Annotated in this window: 17 protein-coding genes; 7 read left to right on the forward strand and 10 right to left on the reverse strand. The window is 68.3% G+C overall.

Annotation, left to right across the window (positions count from 1 at the left end; genetic code table 11):
• Positions 1–12 precede the first annotated feature (12 nt).
• The 3 genes from rimM to rpsP are packed head-to-tail and all read right to left on the reverse strand — an operon-like array spanning position 13 to position 1,303.
• A complete protein-coding gene (rimM, locus tag ACI2JZ_RS03055; protein WP_336640448.1) occupies positions 13–645 on the reverse strand; it encodes a ribosome maturation factor RimM in 633 nt (210 codons plus the stop codon).
• The gene (locus tag ACI2JZ_RS03060) at positions 629–859 is read right to left on the reverse strand and encodes an RNA-binding protein (protein WP_247622601.1); all 231 of its coding nucleotides are present in this window, start codon (positions 857–859) and stop codon (positions 629–631) included. Before ACI2JZ_RS03060 ends, rimM begins: the two co-directional genes overlap by 17 nt.
• A gap of 6 nt (positions 860–865) precedes the next feature.
• Complete coding sequence (gene rpsP, locus ACI2JZ_RS03065; RefSeq protein ID WP_247622602.1) at positions 866–1,303, reverse strand: 30S ribosomal protein S16; 438 nt, start codon at positions 1,301–1,303, stop codon at positions 866–868.
• Between the two features lie 208 nt (positions 1,304–1,511).
• On the opposite strand from rpsP, the gene ACI2JZ_RS03070 reads away from it, so the two are divergent.
• A complete protein-coding gene (locus tag ACI2JZ_RS03070; RefSeq protein WP_404596475.1) occupies positions 1,512–2,663 on the forward strand; it encodes a glutamate--cysteine ligase in 1,152 nt (383 codons plus the stop codon).
• A 3-nt stretch (positions 2,664–2,666) separates the two neighbouring features.
• Here ACI2JZ_RS03070 and ACI2JZ_RS03075 read toward each other — a convergent pair whose 3' ends face one another.
• The gene (locus tag ACI2JZ_RS03075; protein ID WP_336641850.1) at positions 2,667–3,566 is read right to left on the reverse strand and encodes a sugar-binding domain-containing protein; all 900 of its coding nucleotides are present in this window, start codon (positions 3,564–3,566) and stop codon (positions 2,667–2,669) included.
• Between the two features lie 174 nt (positions 3,567–3,740).
• On the opposite strand from ACI2JZ_RS03075, the gene ACI2JZ_RS03080 reads away from it, so the two are divergent.
• The 3 genes from ACI2JZ_RS03080 to glpK all read left to right on the forward strand — a co-directional run bounded on the left by ACI2JZ_RS03080 (position 3,741) and on the right by glpK (position 7,843).
• On the forward strand, positions 3,741–5,450 hold the full coding sequence (locus ACI2JZ_RS03080) for a glycerol-3-phosphate dehydrogenase/oxidase (protein WP_404596476.1): 1,710 nt from the start codon (positions 3,741–3,743) through the stop codon (positions 5,448–5,450).
• 87 nt (positions 5,451–5,537) lie between these two features.
• Positions 5,538–6,293, forward strand: a complete 756-nt coding sequence (locus ACI2JZ_RS03085) for an MIP/aquaporin family protein (RefSeq protein ID WP_247622605.1) — start codon at positions 5,538–5,540, stop codon at positions 6,291–6,293.
• 35 nt (positions 6,294–6,328) lie between these two features.
• Positions 6,329–7,843, forward strand: coding sequence for a glycerol kinase GlpK (glpK, locus tag ACI2JZ_RS03090; protein WP_404596477.1), 1,515 nt, complete (start codon positions 6,329–6,331; stop codon positions 7,841–7,843).
• A 60-nt stretch (positions 7,844–7,903) separates the two neighbouring features.
• On the opposite strand, the gene ACI2JZ_RS03095 is transcribed toward glpK, so the two are convergent.
• Positions 7,904–8,785, reverse strand: a complete 882-nt coding sequence (locus ACI2JZ_RS03095; protein WP_404596478.1) for a LysR family transcriptional regulator — start codon at positions 8,783–8,785, stop codon at positions 7,904–7,906.
• A gap of 78 nt (positions 8,786–8,863) precedes the next feature.
• On the opposite strand from ACI2JZ_RS03095, the gene ACI2JZ_RS03100 reads away from it, so the two are divergent.
• Complete coding sequence (locus ACI2JZ_RS03100; RefSeq protein WP_404596479.1) at positions 8,864–9,829, forward strand: EamA family transporter; 966 nt, start codon at positions 8,864–8,866, stop codon at positions 9,827–9,829.
• Here the strand turns inward: ACI2JZ_RS03100 and ffh are convergent.
• Together ffh and ACI2JZ_RS03110 are read right to left on the reverse strand one after the other, a co-directional pair.
• The gene (gene ffh, locus ACI2JZ_RS03105; protein ID WP_404596480.1) at positions 9,726–11,282 is read right to left on the reverse strand and encodes a signal recognition particle protein; all 1,557 of its coding nucleotides are present in this window, start codon (positions 11,280–11,282) and stop codon (positions 9,726–9,728) included. The genes ACI2JZ_RS03100 and ffh overlap by 104 nt on opposite strands.
• A gap of 61 nt (positions 11,283–11,343) precedes the next feature.
• Positions 11,344–11,931, reverse strand: a complete 588-nt coding sequence (locus ACI2JZ_RS03110; protein WP_404596481.1) for a TetR/AcrR family transcriptional regulator — start codon at positions 11,929–11,931, stop codon at positions 11,344–11,346.
• 96 nt (positions 11,932–12,027) lie between these two features.
• Between ACI2JZ_RS03110 and lipB the strand changes: the two genes are divergently transcribed.
• Together lipB and lipA are read left to right on the forward strand one after the other, a co-directional pair.
• Positions 12,028–12,666, forward strand: coding sequence for a lipoyl(octanoyl) transferase LipB (lipB, locus tag ACI2JZ_RS03115; RefSeq protein ID WP_336640455.1), 639 nt, complete (start codon positions 12,028–12,030; stop codon positions 12,664–12,666).
• Positions 12,663–13,652 (forward strand): lipoyl synthase, encoded by a 990-nt coding sequence (gene lipA, locus ACI2JZ_RS03120; RefSeq protein ID WP_247622612.1) that lies wholly within the window; start codon positions 12,663–12,665, stop codon positions 13,650–13,652. The genes lipB and lipA overlap by 4 nt, the downstream gene beginning before the upstream one ends.
• A 15-nt stretch (positions 13,653–13,667) precedes the next feature.
• Here lipA and ACI2JZ_RS03125 read toward each other — a convergent pair whose 3' ends face one another.
• The 3 genes from ACI2JZ_RS03125 to smc form a co-directional block, all read right to left on the reverse strand.
• Positions 13,668–14,168 carry a DUF2004 domain-containing protein gene (locus ACI2JZ_RS03125; RefSeq protein WP_247622613.1) on the reverse strand — a complete coding sequence of 167 codons (501 nt, stop codon included), beginning with the start codon at positions 14,166–14,168 and terminating at the stop codon, positions 13,668–13,670.
• 44 nt (positions 14,169–14,212) lie between these two features.
• Positions 14,213–15,085, reverse strand: coding sequence for a signal recognition particle-docking protein FtsY (gene ftsY, locus ACI2JZ_RS03130; RefSeq protein ID WP_247622614.1), 873 nt, complete (start codon positions 15,083–15,085; stop codon positions 14,213–14,215).
• Between the two features lie 69 nt (positions 15,086–15,154).
• Positions 15,155–18,700 (reverse strand): chromosome segregation protein SMC, encoded by a 3,546-nt coding sequence (gene smc / locus ACI2JZ_RS03135; RefSeq protein ID WP_404596482.1) that lies wholly within the window; start codon positions 18,698–18,700, stop codon positions 15,155–15,157.
• Positions 18,701–18,886 lie beyond the last annotated feature (186 nt).

Raw genomic sequence — 18,886 nt, forward strand, 5'->3', positions numbered from 1 at the left:
ACCTCTCAGCGGCTACTCGGCCGCCGGGGAATCCTCGGCTGCGAGCGGTTCCTCGGCCGCCGCCGAGTCGTCGTCGGCATCCGGAAGCTCCTCGAAGAGCCCGGGCGGCGGGGTGACGATCACTCGACCGGCAGCCACGTCGACGGTCGGAACGATCGCCGAGACGAACGGCACCATGATCTCCTTCTCACCGGACTTGACGATGAGGAGATCCTGCGCCGGGAAATGCTCGATGCGCTGGACGCGTCCGACCACGGCGCCGTCACGGACGACATCGAGGCCCACGAGCTGGTGGTCGAACCACGCGTCGTCCTCGGTCTCGTCGACGTCCTGGTCGATCCAGAGGATGGCCCGCACGAGGCCTTCGGCGGCGGTGCGGTCGTCGACGTCGTCGAAGAAGGCGACCGGGTTGCCGTTCATCACCCGGTACTCGCGCACGGTGATCGTCTTGCCGTGCCACGGAGATGCCTCGGGCACCTGCAACGTGAACTCGGCTCCCGTGACGAAGCGACGCTCCGGGTTGTCGGTGTACAGCTCGAGCTTGAGCCCGCCCTTGAGGCCATGGGCCTTCACGAGGCGCCCCACCCGGAGCTGGTTCTTGCCCTGTGGGGTGTCCTGCGGCACCACGTCAGTCGTCCGCGACATCGACGCGCACGCGACGGCCGTCGGCCAGGGCGGCGACGAGCGTACGGAGTGCCTTGGCGGTGCGGCCGCCGCGCCCGATCACGCGTCCACGGTCATCGGGGTGCACGCGCACCTCGAGGAGATCGCCTCGCGGCGACGTGGATGCGGTGATGCGCACATCTTCCGGGTGATCGACGATCCCCTTGACGATGTGTTCGAGCGCGGCGGCGAGCACGACGGATTACTCTGCGTCAGCGGCGGGAGCCTCGGCGGCCTCCGCGTCGGCGTCGGCGGCGGGAGCCTCCTCAGCGGGAGCCTCCACCTTCTTCTCCGCCTTGGGCTTGACGACGGACTTCTTCGAGGAGTCGACCTCGAAGGCGGCCTTCGGCTCGGCGACCTTGAGGGTCGACTTCGCGTCGGCGTCGCCCTTGAACTTGCCCCAGTCGCCCGTGATCTTGAGGATCGCGGCGACCTGCTCGGTCGGCTGCGCGCCGACGGAGAGCCAGTACTGCGCACGCTCGGAGTCGACCTCGATGAACGAGGGCTCCTCGGTGGGGTGGTACTTGCCGATCTCCTCGATCACGCGACCATCGCGCTTGGTGCGCGAGTCGGCGACGACGATGCGGTAGTACGGCGCACGGATCTTGCCCAGGCGCTTGAGACGAATCTTGACAGCCACGATTCTCCTGAATTGTGTGGAAGGAAACGAACTGGTCGCCTGGAGAGTGGGGTGCACATCCGGCGGAAGCTCAAAGAGGAGGACGGAAGCTGGATAGAGGGTCGAGCATGCCGTCCGACCTTCTATTCTGCCAGATGCCGAGCCCGGGCGCGAAACGTGAGGACTCCGGCTTTGCCGTGTCGCGTCGGCCGCGTGCCAGAATGTGCACGTGACGCTCGAGTTCGCCCCCTCAGCCCGCTCCACCGTCGGCTTGGAGTGGGAGATCATGCTCGCCGATCCGGCGTCCGGTGATCTGGCCGGACGAGCGCCCGAACTCCTCGCTGTGCTCGAGGAACAGAGCGCCAGCGAACGCCACACCGTCACCGGTGAGCTCCTCACCAACACGATCGAGGTCACGAGCGGCGTCGGCGAGTCCGTCGCCCACGCCGTCGACGACATCGCCCGGGCGATCTCCGCGGTGCGCGAGGCCACCGACCCGATCGGGATCGAGCTGCTGTCGGCCGGCAGCCACCCGTTCGCGCAGTGGTACGACCAGCAGGTCACCGATAAGACGCGGTACCACACGCTGATCGAGCGCACGCAGTGGTGGGGTCGCAACATGATGATCTGGGGCATTCACGTGCACGTCGGCGTCGATGACCATCGCAAGGTGTTCCCGATCATCAACGCGCTCACCGCGTACCTCCCCCACCTGCAGGCACTCGCGGCATCGAGTCCGTTCTGGGCCGGAGAGCGCACCGGGTACGCCTCCAATCGCGCGCTGGTGTTCCAGCAGCTGCCGACCGCCGGGCTCCCCTGGCCTCTGCACGATTGGGCGCAGTTCGAGTCGTACATGGACGACATGGTGCGCACCGGCGTGATGAAGGATGCCTCCGAGGTCCGGTGGGACATCCGCCCCGCACCCCGCTGGGGAACGATCGAGGTGCGCGCCTGCGACGGGATGTCGACGCTCCCCGAACTCGCCGCGGTAGCCTCGCTCGTGCAGGTCCTCGTCGAGCACTTCTCGCGAGAACTCGACGAGGGACGCCCGCTCCCCGCCCTGCCCTCCTGGTTCCACCGCGAGAACAAATGGCGCGCGGCCCGCTACGGACTCGACGCGCGGGTGATCGTCGACGACTCCGGCGCGCAGCGCGACGTGCGGGATCACCTCGCCGAGACCCTCGAGGAACTCGCGCCCGTGGCACGAGCGCTCGGATGCGAACGGGAGTTCGGCAGCGTCGGCACGATCCTGCGCGACGGAGCCAGTTATGCGCGGCAGGTGGCAGTGGCGGACGCCGCCGAGGGCGACCTCGGAGAGGTCGTGCAGCACCTCATCCGCGAGTTCCGCTCCGGCCCTGAGGCCTCGACGCACGAAGCCTGACCCTCAGTCCTCCGCCAGGCGGCGCGCCAGTCCCTCGTCGAGGACCACATCGGTGATCAGATCCGCGGCGATCGCCGCACGGACGCTGGCGAGCTTGGGGATGCCGGACACGACGCAGACCCGTCGGGGTACGCGTCGCAGGCGATCGAGTGTCGGGCCGGTCGCCCGCGCATTGAGACGGATGTCCTTCCAGGAGCCGTCGGCGCGGAAGAAGACGGTCGCGACGTCTCCGATCGCATGGTCCTCGCGCAGGCTCCGATAGTCGTCGCGCCCGAGGTATCCGCCGACGTACACCCGGCTCGGTACCTCGGCCGCGGGCGATCCGAGGCTGAAGACCGCGATGTCCATTTTTGACTGCAGGTCGAGCACACGCCGTGTGCTCCGCTCCCGCCACATCGCCTCGCGCGTCGCCGGGTCGTCGAAGAACGCCGGCACCGGGAACTGCTGCACCTGCGCACCGAACGCGCTGCCGAAGCGCTGGAGGATGTCGCTCGAGTACTCGACACCGCTGGTCTGGGTGTTGCCCGCACCGTTCAACTGCACGAATGTCGTGTTGTGCGTCTCCTTCTGCGTGAGGCCGCGACTGACCGCACTGATGGTCGACCCCCACGCCACGCCGATGATCATGTTCGAGTCGACGAACTGCGACAGCAGTCGTCCCGCGGTCAACGCCACCCGTTCCAGGCGCTCGACCTCGCTGACGATCTCGGGCATGGGAACGACGTGCGCCACGATGCGATGACGATCGCGGATCCGCTGCTCGAGCATGCCGAGCCGCTCGAGAGGCGAGTTGATGCGGATGTCGACCAGACCGCTCTCCCGGGCATAGCTCAGAAGACGAGATACCGACGAGCGGGAGGTGCCGAGCTCGCGGGCGATGACCTCCATCGTCTTGTCCTGCATGTAGTAGAGCTGGGCCGCGGTGAGCGCGGCGACCAGCTTCCCGTCACGCGGATGTGCACTGTGATCAGCCAAGACCGCCTCCTTGCCCTCGATCCTTGCACATATGTGCACTGGGCTTGCGCGCAGCGGACGAGAGGTCGATGCTGGGGGGCAAGCAAGGAAGCGAGCTCGAGAATGATCGAATCGACACACTCATCGGCCGAGCGCGACGACGTACGCGCGCTCCGCGAATCCGGACGTACGACGGTGCTGCTCATCGGCGGCGGCATCAACGGAATATCGACATTCCGTGACCTCGCCCTCCAGGGCGTCGACGTCGTCCTCGTCGAACGCGGCGATTTCGCCTCCGGGGCATCGTCGGCGTCCAGCCACATGATCCACGGCGGCATCCGCTATCTCGAGAACGGCGAGTTCCGTCTCGTTCGCGAGTCGGTCGAGGAGCGCAACGGCCTCCTGCGCATCGCTCCGCACTACGTGAAGCCGCTGCAGACGACGATCCCGATCTACTCGACGTTCTCGGGCATCCTTTCGGCGCCCCTGCGTTTTCTCACGCACAAGAGCGGCAAGCCGCAGGAGCGCGGTGCGTTCCTCATCAAGATCGGTCTGACGATCTACGACACGTTCTCCCGTGACGGCGGTAGCGTGCCGCGCCACCGCTTCCTCGGCCGCAAGCGTTCGCTGGCCGAACTGCCCGCGCTCGACCCGAACATCAAGTACACCGCCACGTACTACGACGCGTCCATGCACGACCCGGAGCGCCTGGCCCTCGACGTCCTGCAGGACGGCCGTTCCGCGCACCCGGGCGCGCACGCGCTCAACTACGTCGAGGCGATCGCCCGCGACGGCGAGAACATCGTCCTCCGTGACCGCGAGAGCGGCACGGAGTTCCCGGTGAAGGCCGACGTGGTCGTCAACACCTCCGGCCCCTGGACCGACCTGACGAACGACGCCCTCGGCACCGACACGCGATTCATGGGCGGCACCAAGGGGTCGCACATCGTGCTCGACCACCCGGAGCTGCTCGCCGCCACGCGTGGACGCGAGATCTTCTTCGAGCACTCCGACGGTCGTATCGTGCTGATCTACCCGCTCAAGGGCAAGGTGCTCGTCGGAACGACCGACATCGACGCGGATCCCCGCGAGGTCGCCGTCTGCACCGAGGAGGAGGTCGACTACTTCTTCGACCTGATCCACCACGTCTTCCCGCAGATCGCGGTCGACCGTGAGCAGATCGTGTACCGGTTCTCCGGCATCCGTCCGCTCCCCCGTCACGAGGACACCGCACCCGGTTTCGTCTCGCGCGACTACCGCATCGAGGTCGACGAGAAGGGCGCCGTCCCGCTCGTGAGCCTGGTCGGCGGCAAGTGGACGACCTTCCGTGCGCTCGGCGAGTCGCTCTCCGACGTCGTGCTCGGCCTGCTGAACCGCACCCGCACGGTCTCGACCGCCGGCCGCGCCATCGGAGGCGGCCGCGACTTCCCGCGCACCGAGAAGTCGAAGCGCATCTGGATCCAGGAGAACCTCGCGGGCGCCGGAGACCGCGCCGAGAAGCTCCTCGCCCGCTACGGCACCCGCGCCGCCCAGGTCTGGGAGTACGTCGAGCAGGGAGCGGACGCCCCGCTCGCCGGCGGCGACCTCTCGACCCGGGAGCTCGAGTGGATGGTGCAGAACGAGCTCGTCGCGCGCCTGCAGGACGTCATCCTGCGTCGCACGAGCATCGCGTTCACCGGTCATGCCGATGCCGAGGTCCTCGATGAGATCGCCGACGCGCTCGCTCCCCTACTGGACTGGGACCGTTCGAGGCACGATGCTGAACTCGAACAGACCCGCCAGCTGCTGAACGAGCGGCACGGCCTCGACATCTCGTCCCGCACCCGCGGCTGACGAGACGGAACCGCCGCCTCCCCGCGGCGTAACCCAAGAAGTGTCACGGCAGGGATGACGTGACACGTAAGAAAGGTCAAAGAAGACATGCCTGATGTCAATCTCGGTCTCTATTTCCTGTCGGAGTTCGTCGGCACGGCGATGCTGGTCCTTCTCGGATGCGGTGTCGTCGCCAACGTCGCCCTCGCGAAGAACAAGGGCTTCGGCGGCGGCTTCCTGATGGTCAACTGGGGATGGGGCCTCGCGGTGTTCGCGGGTGTCATCGTCTCGGCGTACTCGGGTGCGATCCTCAACCCGGCCGTGGGTATCGGCCTGGCGATCGCCGGCAAGATCACCTTCACGATGTTCCTCGTCGCCACCGCCGCAGAACTGCTCGGTGCGATCCTTGGTGCGATCGTCGTCTGGCTCGCCTACAAGCAGCACTTCGATGAGGAGCCGGAGGCCGCCAACAAGCTCGGCGTCTTCTCGACCGGCCCCGCGATTCGCTCCTACGGCTGGAACCTCGTCACGGAGATCATCGGTACGTTCGTCCTCGTGTTCGTGATCTTCGGATTCGCCGACTACGGCGACATCGAGGTCGGCGTGCCCGGAGGCCTCGGACCGCTCACCGCGCTGCCCGTCGCGCTGCTCGTGGTCGCCATCGGCGCCTCGCTCGGTGGGCCGACCGGCTACGCGATCAACCCGGCCCGTGACCTCGGCCCCCGTATCGCCCACGCGATCCTCCCGATCAAGGGCAAGGGCTCGAGCGACTGGAGCTACTCGTGGGTGCCGGTCGTCGGACCGCTCATCGGTGGTGCGATCGCGGCCTTCGCCGCCCCCGCCCTGCTCGGCCTCGCAGCCTGACGCCACCCGAATCCCACTTCAAAGGAGAACACACCATGGCTGACTACATCCTCGCCATCGATCAGGGAACCACCTCCAGCCGCGCGATCATCTTCGACAAGAAGGGCAGCATCATCGCGACGGGCCAGAAGGAGCACGAGCAGATCCTGCCGAAGGCCGGCTGGGTGGAGCACGACGCCTCCGAGATCTGGCGCAACGTGCAGGAGGTCATCGGCCTCGCACTGAGCCGCGCCGACCTCACCCGTCACGACATCGCAGCGGTGGGCATCACCAACCAGCGCGAGACGGCCGTCGTCTGGGACAAGACGACCGGCAAGCCCGCCTACAACGCGATCGTCTGGCAGGACACCCGCACGCAGGACATCGTCGACCGCCTCGCGGCCGACGGCGGAGTCGAGCGCTTCAAGCCGATCGTCGGACTCCCGCTGGCGACGTACTTCTCGGGGACGAAGATCGCGTGGATCCTCGAGAACGTCGAGGGTGCGCGCGCGAAGGCGGAAGCCGGGGACCTCATCTTCGGCACCACCGACAGCTGGGTGCTGTGGAACCTCACCGGCGGCGTCGACGGCGGCGTGCACGTGACCGATGTCACGAACGCCTCGCGCACGATGTTCATGGACCTCGAGACGCTCGAGTGGCGCGACGACATCCTCGAGGCGTTCGGCGTGCCGCGCTCGATGATGCCGGAGATCCGCTCCTCCTCCGAGGTCTACGGTGCGGCGGAGGACTCCTCGCTGCTTCGCGAGACGCCGATCGCCGGCATCCTCGGCGACCAGCAGGCCGCGACGTTCGGACAGGCCGCCTTCCAGACAGGTGAGAGCAAGAACACCTACGGAACCGGCTGCTTCCTCATCTTCAACACCGGCGAGGAGATCGTCCACTCGAAGAACGGTCTGCTCACCACCGTCGGCTACAAGCTCGGCGACGCTCCGGCGCACTACGCGCTCGAGGGTTCGATCGCCGTCACCGGATCGCTGATCCAGTGGCTGCGCGACCAGCTCGGCATCATCTCCTCGGCCCCCGAGGTCGAGGAACTGGCCGACAAGGTCGAGGACAACGGCGGCGTGTACATCGTCCCGGCGTTCTCGGGCCTGTTCGCACCGTACTGGCGACCGGATGCGCGTGGCGCGATCGTGGGCCTCACCCGCTACGCGAACAAGAACCACATCGCGCGCGCCGCACTGGAGGCCGTGGCCTTCCAGACCCGCGACGTGCTCGACGCGGTCAACGCGGACGCGGGCGTCGACCTCACGGAGCTCAAGGTCGACGGCGGCATGGTCGCCAATGACGCTCTGATGCAGTTCCAGGCCGATGTCCTGGGTGTGCCGGTGGTGCGACCGGTCGTCGCGGAGACGACCGCCCTCGGCGCCGCCTACGCCGCCGGCCTCGCCGTCGGGTTCTGGAGCGGCCTGGACGAGCTCTCCGCAAACTGGCAGGAAGACCGTCGCTGGGAGCCCTCCATGGAGAGCGACGAGCGCGACCGTCAGCTGCGCCTGTGGCGCAAGGCCGTCACCAAGTCGATGGACTGGGTCGACGAGGACGTCAAGTAACGACCGATCACCGCGAGGGGCGGGTCCGGAGGGAACTCCGGGCCCGCCCCTTCGCCGTTGTCAGACGGATGCCTCCCCATCGAGCACCGTCAGCAACGCACGAGCGACACGCCGAGGCGAGTCGAGATCCCAGGCGACGTACTCCGCTCGCCTCGGGCCGTCGACGACGGGCACCGTGCTCACCCCGGCCACACCCGCGGGAACCGCCCCCGGAGTGAGGAGCGCTACCGCGAGTCCCTCGGCGACCAGGCCGAGCATGACTCCGGCCGTGTCGACTTCGAATGCGACGTCGCGATCGACGCCCGCCGCCCGGAAGGCGACGTCGCTCTGGGCTCGCCCCGACGTCCCGGCCGGGAAGTCCACGAAGACGTCCTCGGCGAGATCGCCGAGTCTCAGTCGGGTGCGCGCCGCGAGTCGGTGGGCACGCGGGAGCACCGCGACGTGATGATCGACGGCGATCTCCCGGTATCCGACACCGCGTGGCTCGGCGCCCGGTTGCAGCCCGAGAAGCGCGACATCGAGATCGCCGCGCCGGATCTTCGCGACGAGGTCATCGCTGTTGCCCATCTCCAGTTCGACCCGTACGGCGGGGTGTGCGGCTCGGAACGACGCGAGGAGGCGCGGAACGCGGACGGCGACGACCGTCGGGATGATTCCGATCCGAACGGTGCCGTCCAGCTGATCGGGCTCGGCGGCCACCACATCGATGGCCTGCTGCGCAGAAGCGAGCGCGCTGCGCGCCGGCGGGAGGAAGGCCTCCCCCGCTTCGGTCATCCGGACACCGCGGCTCGACCGGATGAACAGTCGCTGACCCAGCTCCCGCTCGAGGGCGGCGATCTGGTGGCTCAGCGCGGACTGCGTGACGAAGCAACGCTCGGCGGCTCGGGTGAAGCTCCGCGTCGCGGCCACCTCGACGACGTAGCGCATCTGTTGAAGCTCCATCTGCACATGATCTCACGTCATGAACAGCATGCTCAGAATGCGTTGGATTCATGTTGGCTGCGTGTCCATGCTGAGAACATGACCCGTCTGCGCATCCTGCTCCTCACCGCCCTCGCACCGATGGCCTGGGGAACGACCTACCTCGTCACGACGGAGATGCTGCCGCCGGGGCATCCGCTCTTCGCCGGACTCCTGCGCTCCCTTCCCGCCGGGCTCCTCGCGATCCTGCTCTCGCGCAGACTCCCCCGCGGCGCCTGGTGGGGAAAGGCGATGGTGCTCGGCGCGCTCAACATCGGGGCGTTCTTCCCCCTGCTCTTCCTCGCCGCCGAGCGTCTTCCGGGAGGGGTGGCTGCCGCGGTCGCCGGCGCTCAACCGCTGATCGTGCTCGCGCTAGGTGCGCTCGTGCTGCACGAGCGCATCCGTCCGTTCTCCGCGGCCGCGGCACTGGGAGGCACGATGGGCGTCGCACTCATCGTCCTCGGGCCGTCAGCGGGGCTCGACGCGTGGGGAGTCCTCGCGGCGCTCGGCGGCGTGACGGCGACCGGCGCCGGAATGGTCCTGACGAAGCGCTGGGGGCGGCCGAAGGGGGTCGGTCCCATCACTTACGCGGGGTGGCAGCTCGGCGCCGGAGGTCTCGTTCTCCTGCCCCTCACGCTCCTGATCGAGGGGACGCCCCCGGCGATCGACGCGACGGCCGCACTCGGCTACACGTGGCTCGCGACGGCGGGCGGCATCTTCGCCTACACCCTGTGGTTCGGCGGCATCCAGAAACTGCCGGTGATCGCGCCCGGACTGCTCGCGTTGCTCTCCCCGGTGGTGGCGACGCTCCTCGGCGTCGTCGTCGCCGGCGAGTCGTTCACCGTCATTCAGGGTGTCGGGATCGCCGTCGTCCTCGCCGCATTGGTCGGCGGGCAGTTCGCGGCGATGCCCGGGCGGGCCGTCAGCTCTTGCCGAACAGCTTCTGGATCTCGGCGAGATCGGCCTCGGTCGGCGCCTTCGCGCCGCCGCCCAGACCGAATCCCGAACCGGTCGGCTGCGCGGTAGCGACGGCTCCGGAGTTCTCGGCCGCACGCTTGGCCGGGTTGCCCGAGCGCGATCCGCTCGACGACTTGCCCTTCTTCCCGCGCTTGGACGATCCGCCGGGGCGTCCCATTCCGGGGACCGGGCCCATGCCGGGGATGTTCGGGGTGCCGCCGCGGGCGACGGTCTTCATCATCTTCGCGGCCTGTTCGAAGCGGGCGACGAGCTGGTTCACGTCGGTGACCGTCATGCCCGAGCCGCGGGCGATGCGCAGGCGGCGCGAGCCGTTGAGAACCTTGGGATTGCGGCGCTCGCCCGGCGTCATCGACCGGATGATCGCTTCGGTGCGGTCGATCTCGCGCTCGTCGAAGTCGTCGAGCTGCTGCTTCATCTGGCCCATGCCGGGGAGCATCCCCAGCATCTTCTTCATCGAGCCCATCTTCTTCATCTGCTGAAGCTGCTCGAGGAAGTCTTCGAGGGTGAACTGCTCGGTCGCGAGCTTCTCGGCGACCTTCATCGCCTCTTCCTCGTCGAACGCCTGCTGCGCCTGCTCGATCAGAGTGAGGATGTCACCGAGGTCGAGGATGCGGCTCGCCATGCGATCCGGGTAGAAGGGCTCGAGATCTTCGAGACGCTCACCCGTGGAGGCGAAGATGATCGGGCGACCGGTGATCGACGCGACCGAGAGCGCGGCTCCACCGCGCGCGTCGCCGTCGAGCTTCGAGAGCACGACACCGGTGAAATCGACGCCCTCCTGGAACGCCTTCGCCGTGTTCACGGCATCCTGACCGATCATCGCGTCGATCACGAACAGGACCTCATCGGGCTGGACCGCCGCGCGGATATCGGCCGCCTGCTTCATGAGCTCGGCGTCGACGCCGAGTCGTCCGGCGGTGTCGATGATCACGACGTCGTGCTGTTGGCGGCGCGCGTGCTCGACACCGTCCCGCGAGACCTTGACCGGGTCGCCGACGCCGTTGCCGGGCTCGGGGGCGTAGATGGTGGCGCCGGCCTGCTCGGCGACGACCTGCAGCTGGTTCACGGCGTTCGGGCGCTGGAGGTCCGCGGCGACGAGCAGAGGCGTGTGCCCCTCGCCCTCGAGCTGCTTGGCGAGCTTTCCGGCGAACGTCGTCTTTCCCGAGCCCTGGAGGCCGGCGAGCATGATGACGGTCGGAGCGGTCTTCGCGAACTGCAGACGACGCTGCTCTCCGCCGAGGATCTGCACCAGCTCCTCGTTGACGATCTGAACGACCTGCTGGGCGGGGTTCAGCGCCTTGTTGACCTCGTCTCCGAGCGCACGTTCGCGGACCTTCGCCGTGAAGTCCTTGACGACCGTGAGTGCGACGTCGGCGTCGAGGAGTGCGCGGCGGATCTCGCGCACGGTGCCGTCGACATCGCTCGCGGTGAGTTTTCCCTTCGTGCGCAGATTGCGGAAGGTCTCGGTGAGCCGATCGGAGAGCGTGCCAAACGTAGCCATGGTGCTCCGATTCTACGCGAGTCGACCGACGCGGATCGTCGGCTCGGCCCGGCTTCTCGAATCAGCGGGACCAGCGGAGGTCGCCGATGAGGTCGAGCGCATCGCGGAGCACGTTCTCGGGTGCCGCACGACCCGCCCCCTGCTCCGCCCAGACCCGGAGCGACGAGAGCACCGCGGCGGCGTGAGCCGCACCGAGGATATCGGCGCGGATCTCATCGATCCCCGAGGCGCGGGCGGCCTGTGCGATCGCCGCGGCCAGCCGCGCCTGGCGCACGCCCGCGTCGCGCGGAAGCTCGTCCTCGAGGCCCATCGCCGCGACGTTCCGCAGTGCGAGCGCCAGGGGGTCGGGGGCGAACTCCCGCACCGCTGCGAGCAGGATCAGGCGCACGTCCGCGTCGCTCGCGTCACGATCGAGGGCGTCGAGAGCATCGGATGTCTCAGCGATGCGAGCGTCGAGCCCCGACCAGAGCACGTCGCTCTTCGACGCGAAGTAGTTGAAGAAGCTCGACCGGCTCACCCCTGCCCGCTGAGTGATCTCGGCGATGGAGGTCGACTCGTACCCCTGCTCGAGGAAGAGTTCGCAGGCGGCCTCGGCGAGCGTCTCGCGAGACGACGCCTTCGGGCGTCCGGCACGACCGGTGGTCTTCATGCCTTCACGGTACCGCGCCGCGCCGATGCGTCGCGGCGAGCATCGAGAGGCGTATTGTTGGACGCGTTACAACAATGCGCTTCGACGGGAGATCGGATGCTGGACATCGTGACGGCCGGACTCGCTCCGGACCTCGTCCCTTACGCCGAGGGATGGGATCTTCAACGACGGATCCACACGGACGTGGTCGACGGCACCCGCCCCGACACGCTCATCCTGCTCGAGCACGAGGCCGTGTACACCGCCGGCAAGCGCACCGAGCCGCACGAACGCCCCGCGGACGGGACGCCCGTGATCGACGTCGACCGCGGTGGGAAGATCACCTGGCATGGACCGGGGCAGCTCGTCGGATACCCCATCGTCCGACTCGAGGAGCCGCTCGACGTCGTCGCCCACGTGCGCCGCCTGGAGCGTCTGCTGATCGATGTCCTCGGACCGCTCGGCGTGGACGGCTACCAGGTCGAGGGCAGGAGCGGCGTCTGGGTGCGCCGCCCGCTGTCCGAGGACAAGGTCGCCGCGATCGGCGTGCGGGTGCAGCAGGGCGTGACGATGCACGGGTTCGCGCTCAACTGCGACAACTCCCTCGCAGGCTTCCGCGGCATCATCCCGTGCGGCATCACCGATGCCGGCGTCACCACCATCAGCGAGATCGTCGGGGCGGACGTCTCCCCCGCCGACATCCTCTCCTCCGTGATCCGCACCTTCGCCACCGAGTACTCAGGAGTCACCGCATGACCGCCGTCCCCGAGGGGCGCAAGCTCCTCCGCCTCGAAGTACGAAACGCCGAGACGCCGATCGAACGCAAGCCCGAATGGATCCGCACCAAGGCGAAGATGGGCCCGGAGTACACGGCCCTGCAGTCGCTCGTGAAGAGCGAGGACCTGCACACCGTGTGCCAGGAGGCCGGTTGCCCCAACATCTTCGAGTGCTGGGAGGACCGCGAGGCCACCTTCCTCATCGGGGGCTCGCAATGCACGCGCCGGTGCGACTTCTGCCAGATCGACACCGGCAAGCCCGCCGACTACGACACCGACGAGCCGCGTCGGGTCGCCGAGAGCGTGGTGCGGATGAACCTTCGCTACGCGACGGTGACCAGCGTCGCGCGTGACGATCTGCCGGACACGGGAGCCTGGCTCAACGCGGAGACCGTCCGCAAGATCCACGAGCTCAATCCGAACACCGGCGTCGAGCTGCTGGCCAACGAGCACAACGCCGATCCGGCGTTCCTGGGGCAGATCTTCGATGCGCGCCCCGAGGTCTTCGCGCACAACGTCGAGACCGTGCCGCGCATCTTCAAGCGCATCCGCCCGGCGTTCCGCTACGAGCGCTCGCTCGACGTGATCACACAGGCGCGAGACGCCGGCCTCATCACCAAGTCGAACCTCATCCTGGGCATGGGTGAGGAACCGGAGGAGGTCGTCCAGGCGCTCCAGGATCTGCACGACGCCGGGTGCGACATCATCACCATCACGCAGTACCTGCGCCCGTCGCCGCGTCACCTCCCGGTGGCGCGCTGGGTGAAGCCGGCGGAGTTCGTCGAGTTCAAGGACGAGGCCGAGCGCATCGGGTTCCTCGGTGTCCTGGCCGGGCCCCTCGTGCGTTCGTCGTACCGTGCGGGCCGCCTGTGGGCGCAGTCGATGGTGTCGAAGGGACGGGAGATCCCCGCGCACCTCGCCCACATCGCCGACAGCGCGGATCTGGGATTCGCCCAGGCGGTCTGAGCACAGACCGTCGCGTCAGTCGGCGCTCATCACCGACTGCACGCTGCCGTCGGAACCGAGGTTCACCAGGAGCACGTCGTCGGTGGTGGCGGCGTCGAGCGCGTACTCCAGCACCGCGAACGGCTCGGACCCGCCGTGCTCGTCGGCGAGGATCGTCATGCTCATGAGCCGGAGAGAACGGATGATGTCGACGGCGGCGTCGCCCGAGATGTCGACGAGGACATCAGGGAGGTCGTCACCGTAGGCCTCCTGCTGCTGCAGGATGTACTCGGTCACCTCGCTCGTGCGATCGTCGACCTCCGACAGCATCCCGCGACGTGCCGTGTCGTCGACGTTCTCGAGCCCGGCGATCAACGAGGCTGCGATGTCGAGCGCCTCGGACGACACATCGTCCTGATCGGGCGCGGTCAGGTCGACGGTGACGCTCTGGTCGCCGAGTTCGACCGTCTCCGACCAGAAGATCGATCCGTCCGGCCCTGAGGACAGGAGCCCGAAGTAGTCGTGTTCGATCGCCATACCGCTATGAAACCAGCCTCATGCTCGCGACGGTAGTCCCGTCGTCATCCGACAAGTGATTGCACGAACACGTGCGGGGTGAATCCGGTCAGGTCATCGATGCCCTCACCCTGACCGAGGAGCTTGACGGGGATGCCGGTGCGCTCCTGAACCGCCAGAACAAAACCGCCCTTGGCAGACCCGTCGAGCTTCGTGAGGACGAGTCCCGTGACCCCCGCGTGCTGCAGGAAGGACTCCGCCTGCATCACCCCGTTCTGCCCGGTCGTGGCGTCGAGCACCAGCAGCACCTCGCTGATCGGCGCCTGCTTCTCGACCACACGCCGGATCTTGCCGAGCTCGTCCATCAGGCCGCCCTTGGTGTGCAGTCGGCCCGCGGTGTCGATGATCGCGATCTCGATCCCCTCGCGCTGCGCGTACTCGACGGTCTGGAACGCCACCGATGCGGGGTCCTGGCCCTCCTGCTGAGGCCGCACGATCGCGGCGCCACCGCGCTGGGCCCAGGTGGCGAGCTGGTCGACGGCCGCCGCGCGGAAGGTGTCGGCGGCGCCCACGACGACACTGCGCTGGAATCCGCGCAGGAACTTCGTGAACTTCCCGATCGTGGTCGTCTTCCCGACGCCGTTCACGCCCACGACGAGCACCACGGCGGGGCGCTCGGTGAGCTTGAGCGTGGTGTCGAACTTCGCGAAGTGCTCCTCGAGCGTCTCGCGCAGCATCCGCTGGAGGTCTTTCGGGTCGGTCGTACGGAACCGTTCGACCTTCGCCCGGAGCTCCTCGACGATGCGCTCGCTGATGTCGGGACCGAAGTCCGCCGTGATCAGCGCCGTCTCGAGGTCGTCCCAGGTCGTCTCATCGATCGTGGGCTTGACGAACATGCCGCGCAGTGCGCGACCGAGGGACCAGGACTTCTCCGCCATGCCCCCCAGCCTACGGGGCGCGAAGCATCGCGGAGTCCGCCGCCGTCCCCGGCGATTCGCTGCGAGACCTCAGCTCGCCGCGGCCGCGCGATCGCCCACGCGCTGCCCGACCACCGCGGAGACGCCGTCCTGACGCATCGACACGCCGTACAGCGCGTCGGCGATCTCCATCGTGCGCTTCTGGTGCGTGATCACGAGCAGCTGCGAGGTCTCGCGCAGTTGCTCGAAGACCGTGAGAAGTCGGCCGAGGTTCGCATCGTCGAGCGCGGCCTCGACCTCGTCGAGGATGTAGAACGGGCTCGGACGCGCCTTGAAGATCGCCACGAGCAGAGCGACGGCTGCGAGTGAGCGCTCTCCGCCCGAGAGCAGGGAGAGCCGTTCGATCTTCTTCCCGACCGGGCGCACGGCGACCTCGATCCCGGTCGTGAGCATGTTGTCGGGGTCGGTGAGCGAGATGCTCCCCGTACCGCCGGGGAACAGCAGGGGGAAGACCTCGCCGAACGCCTCCTGGGTATCCGCGAACGCGCTCGCGAAGATGGTCTGCATCCGCTCGTCGAGGTCGGCGATGATCGTCATCAGGTCTTGACGGGTCTGCGTGAGATCCGCGAGCTGTTCGGTGAGGAACGCGTGACGCTGTTCCAGCGCGGCGAACTCCTCGAGCGCGAGCGGATTCACCCGGCCGAGTTGTGCGAGCTTGCGCTCGGCGTCGGCCAGGCGTCGCTGCTGGATGCGGCGGTCGAACGGAATGGTCAGGTCGACGTCGATCTCGTGGTCGTCCGAGACCTCGGCGATGTCGCGCGGAACGGGCTGATCGGGGCCGTACTCGGCGACGAGGATGTCTTCGTCGAGCGCGAGCTCGGAGGCGACGCGTTCGAGCAGCCCGGTCAGGTGGAGCTTCTTCTCGTGGATCTGCAGTTCGAGGCCGTGCACGCTCTCGGTGAGCCCGGCCAGGCGTTCCCGCAATGAGGACTCCTGCGCCCGCAGTCCGGTGAGCTCCTGGTTCTGGGCCGCCCGAGCCGTCTCGGCCTCGGCCAGCGCCACGCGCGCCTCGGTGACCGAACGGTCGAGCGAGTCGAGGACGCGAGGGAGCTCCTCGGCGACACCGGCGGCCGCCTCGCGCTGCGCGCGGCGGATCACGGCACGGCGGGCAGCTTCGGCGGCGGCATCCCGCTCCTGCTCGCGCTGGCGCTCCAGTGCGGTCACCCGCGACTGCGCCGCACGCACGCGTTCGCGGAGCGTCTCGATCTCGAGCCGCGCCCGCACCTCGCCCTCGCGTGCGGATTCCAACGCCTCCAGCAGACCGTCACGCGCCGAGGCATCGAGCACGGGACGGGGAGCGGAGACGGCATCGTCGAGCGCGGTCTTCGCGGACTCCGCCTTCGCCTCGGCATCCGCCACGGCCGACTGCGCCTGTGCGAGACCGGTCTCGAGACGCTCGCACTCGGCGACCGCGGCTTCGTGACGCACCGTGATGCGGTTCACCTGTTCGGCGTGCGTGGCCAGGGCCGCGTCCAGCTCGCGCAGTGCGCGCAGGGCGTCCTTCGACTGGCGCCGCGTCGTCTCGACGGCCTCGTTCGCGTCTTCCCGTGCCTCGCGGAGCGAATCCACGATCACCTGCACCTCGGCGAGCCGCTCTGTGGCGGCGTCGCGCTCGGCCGCGAGCTCGAGGCGCGAGCGTTCGCCTCCCGACCCGGTGCGCAGGCTGTGGGCGGTGACGACGTCTCCGCCGACGGTGACGATCGTGGTCGACTCGTCGTCGAGCGCATCCAGTGCGGTGCGCGCAGCGCGAGCAGCATCGAGATCGTCGGCGATGAGGACGTGGGCGAGAATTCCGAGCACTCCCGCGGGCGCATCGACGGCCGAAACCGCCGGGGTCACTCCGGACAACTGCGGGAGTTCGACCGAACGACGCGAGGTCTCGGCCGCGACGAAGTCGACCACTCCCCTCCGCTGGTCGGCCGCTTCGGCAGCCAGCGTGAACGCATCGGCGGCTGTATCGACGAGCACGCCCTCGGCGAGGGGACCGAGCACGGCGGCCACCGCGGCTTCGAAGCCCGATCGGACCTGCACCGCGTCGCCGACGAGACCCCGGATCCCCGGGCCACCCGCCTTCACGATCTCGGCGGAACCACCCGACAGCGCCAGCGCGCTCCCGAGCGCCGCCGCCTTGGCCGTCAACGAGTCGACCTCGCGCTCGGCGGCGTGCAGCCGCTCGCGCAGAGTCTCGCGCTCAGCCTCCGCCGCGGTCGCCGCGCGCTGCGCACTCTCGTACGCCGCGGAGTAATCGGCCGCAGAACCGTCGGGCGCCTCGGCATCCTCGATCGCCTCGAGCGCCTCCGACGCCTCTCGCCGCCGCTCGTTCGCGGCCTCGAGCGCGTTCTCCTGGCGGAGCACAGCGCCGCGCACGGCGGCAAGCGCGGAGGCGGCCGCATCGGCGGTGCCGCGCAGCTCCGAGAGACGCATGTCGTACTCCGACACCAGAGCGCTCTGCTCTGCGATGTCGACGTCGAGCGTGTCGAGCTCGGCGCGGGCGTTCAGGACTTCTCGGCTGGCCGCGACGGCCGCGTCCTGGGCGTCACCGAGACCGGCCGAGATCTCGGTGATGTCGTCCTTGGCCTCGTCGATCGTCGCCTGCGTAACGGTGACCGCGGTGACCGCGGCATCGTCGTCCTCGGTGCCGAGGAGGGCGAGCCGCTGATTGGCGAGCGTGTAGAGACCGCGCATGCGCTCCTGCACCTGCTCCAGCCCGAACGCGACGCTGCGCGCCTGATCGACGGCGACGGAGTTCTGATCCTGTTCGAGCCGGTGGATGCTCGCCCGCACGGTGTCGGCCTGGTCCGAGAGCACGAGGCGCTCGGTGTGTCGTTCCTTCTCCGTGCGCGTGTGGTCGGCCAGCGCCGTGCGCAGGGCCACGACGTCGTCGGCGAAGATTCGTGCCTTCGCATCGCGCACGACGGCAGCGATCGACTGCGCCTCGCGGGCGATCTCGGCCTGACGACCGAGCGGCTTGAGTTGGCGACGGATCTCCCCCGCGAGATCGCTCAGACGCGTCAGGTTCGTCTCCATCGCGTCGAGCTTGCGAACCGTCTTCTCCTTGCGTCGACGGTGCTTGAGGATGCCGGCGGCTTCTTCGATGAAGCCGCGCCGATCTTCGGGCGACGCCTGCAGAACGGTATCGAGACGTCCTTGCCCGACGATCACGTGCATCTCACGACCGAGGCCGGAATCGCTGAGCAGCTCCTGCAGATCGAGGAGCCGGCAGCTGTCGCCGTTGATGGCGTACTCGCTCGATCCGTTGCGGAAGAGCGTTCGGCTGATCGTCACCTCGGCGTACTCGATCGGAAGCGCACCGTCGCTGTTGTCGATCGTCAGCTGAACCTCGGCACGACCCAGCGGGCCGCGCGTCGACGTGCCCGCGAAAATGACGTCCTCCATCTTGCCGCCGCGGAGGGTCTTCGCACCCTGCTCCCCCATCACCCAGGCGAGAGCGTCGACGACGTTCGACTTACCGGAGCCGTTCGGTCCCACGATGCACGTCACACCGGGTTCGAAGACGAAGCTCGTCGGTTGCGCGAACGACTTGAAGCCCTTGAGGGTCAGGCTCTTCAGATGCATCGGGGCACCGATCGTTCGGGGAGAATCACGCCCATACGTTACCGGAAACGCGGGATTCGGCCGGGAGACCGCGCGGGAAGCACCGGAGACCGACACGCGCGACACGCCGTGAAACTGGGAAAATGCTTGACTCGGCGCCCGAACGTTCGCTAGCTTGGGCCACCGACACCTCAAGAAGGGAGGTTA

Source organism: Microbacterium sp. NPDC087868 (assembly GCF_044900755.1).
GTDB lineage: Bacteria > Actinomycetota > Actinomycetes > Actinomycetales > Microbacteriaceae > Microbacterium > Microbacterium galbinum.

What these genes read in the sequence shown, in the direction of transcription:
- rimM (WP_336640448.1), bottom strand. Translation starts at nt 645, where the DNA reads ATGTCGCGGACGACTGACGTGGTGCCGCAGGACACCCCACAGGGCAAG.
- ACI2JZ_RS03075 (WP_336641850.1), bottom strand. Translation starts at nt 3,566, where the DNA reads ATGCAGGACAAGACGATGGAGGTCATCGCCCGCGAGCTCGGCACCTCC.
- ACI2JZ_RS03080 (WP_404596476.1), top strand. Translation starts at nt 3,741, where the DNA reads ATGATCGAATCGACACACTCATCGGCCGAGCGCGACGACGTACGCGCG.
- ACI2JZ_RS03085 (WP_247622605.1), top strand. Translation starts at nt 5,538, where the DNA reads ATGCCTGATGTCAATCTCGGTCTCTATTTCCTGTCGGAGTTCGTCGGC.
- glpK (WP_404596477.1), top strand. Translation starts at nt 6,329, where the DNA reads ATGGCTGACTACATCCTCGCCATCGATCAGGGAACCACCTCCAGCCGC.
- ACI2JZ_RS03095 (WP_404596478.1), bottom strand. Translation starts at nt 8,785, where the DNA reads ATGGAGCTTCAACAGATGCGCTACGTCGTCGAGGTGGCCGCGACGCGG.
- ACI2JZ_RS03100 (WP_404596479.1), top strand. Translation starts at nt 8,864, where the DNA reads ATGACCCGTCTGCGCATCCTGCTCCTCACCGCCCTCGCACCGATGGCC.
- ffh (WP_404596480.1), bottom strand. Translation starts at nt 11,282, where the DNA reads ATGGCTACGTTTGGCACGCTCTCCGATCGGCTCACCGAGACCTTCCGC.
- ACI2JZ_RS03110 (WP_404596481.1), bottom strand. Translation starts at nt 11,931, where the DNA reads ATGAAGACCACCGGTCGTGCCGGACGCCCGAAGGCGTCGTCTCGCGAG.
- lipB (WP_336640455.1), top strand. Translation starts at nt 12,028, where the DNA reads ATGCTGGACATCGTGACGGCCGGACTCGCTCCGGACCTCGTCCCTTAC.
- lipA (WP_247622612.1), top strand. Translation starts at nt 12,663, where the DNA reads ATGACCGCCGTCCCCGAGGGGCGCAAGCTCCTCCGCCTCGAAGTACGA.
- ACI2JZ_RS03125 (WP_247622613.1), bottom strand. Translation starts at nt 14,168, where the DNA reads ATGGCGATCGAACACGACTACTTCGGGCTCCTGTCCTCAGGGCCGGAC.
- ftsY (WP_247622614.1), bottom strand. Translation starts at nt 15,085, where the DNA reads ATGGCGGAGAAGTCCTGGTCCCTCGGTCGCGCACTGCGCGGCATGTTC.
- smc (WP_404596482.1), bottom strand. Translation starts at nt 18,700, where the DNA reads ATGCATCTGAAGAGCCTGACCCTCAAGGGCTTCAAGTCGTTCGCGCAA.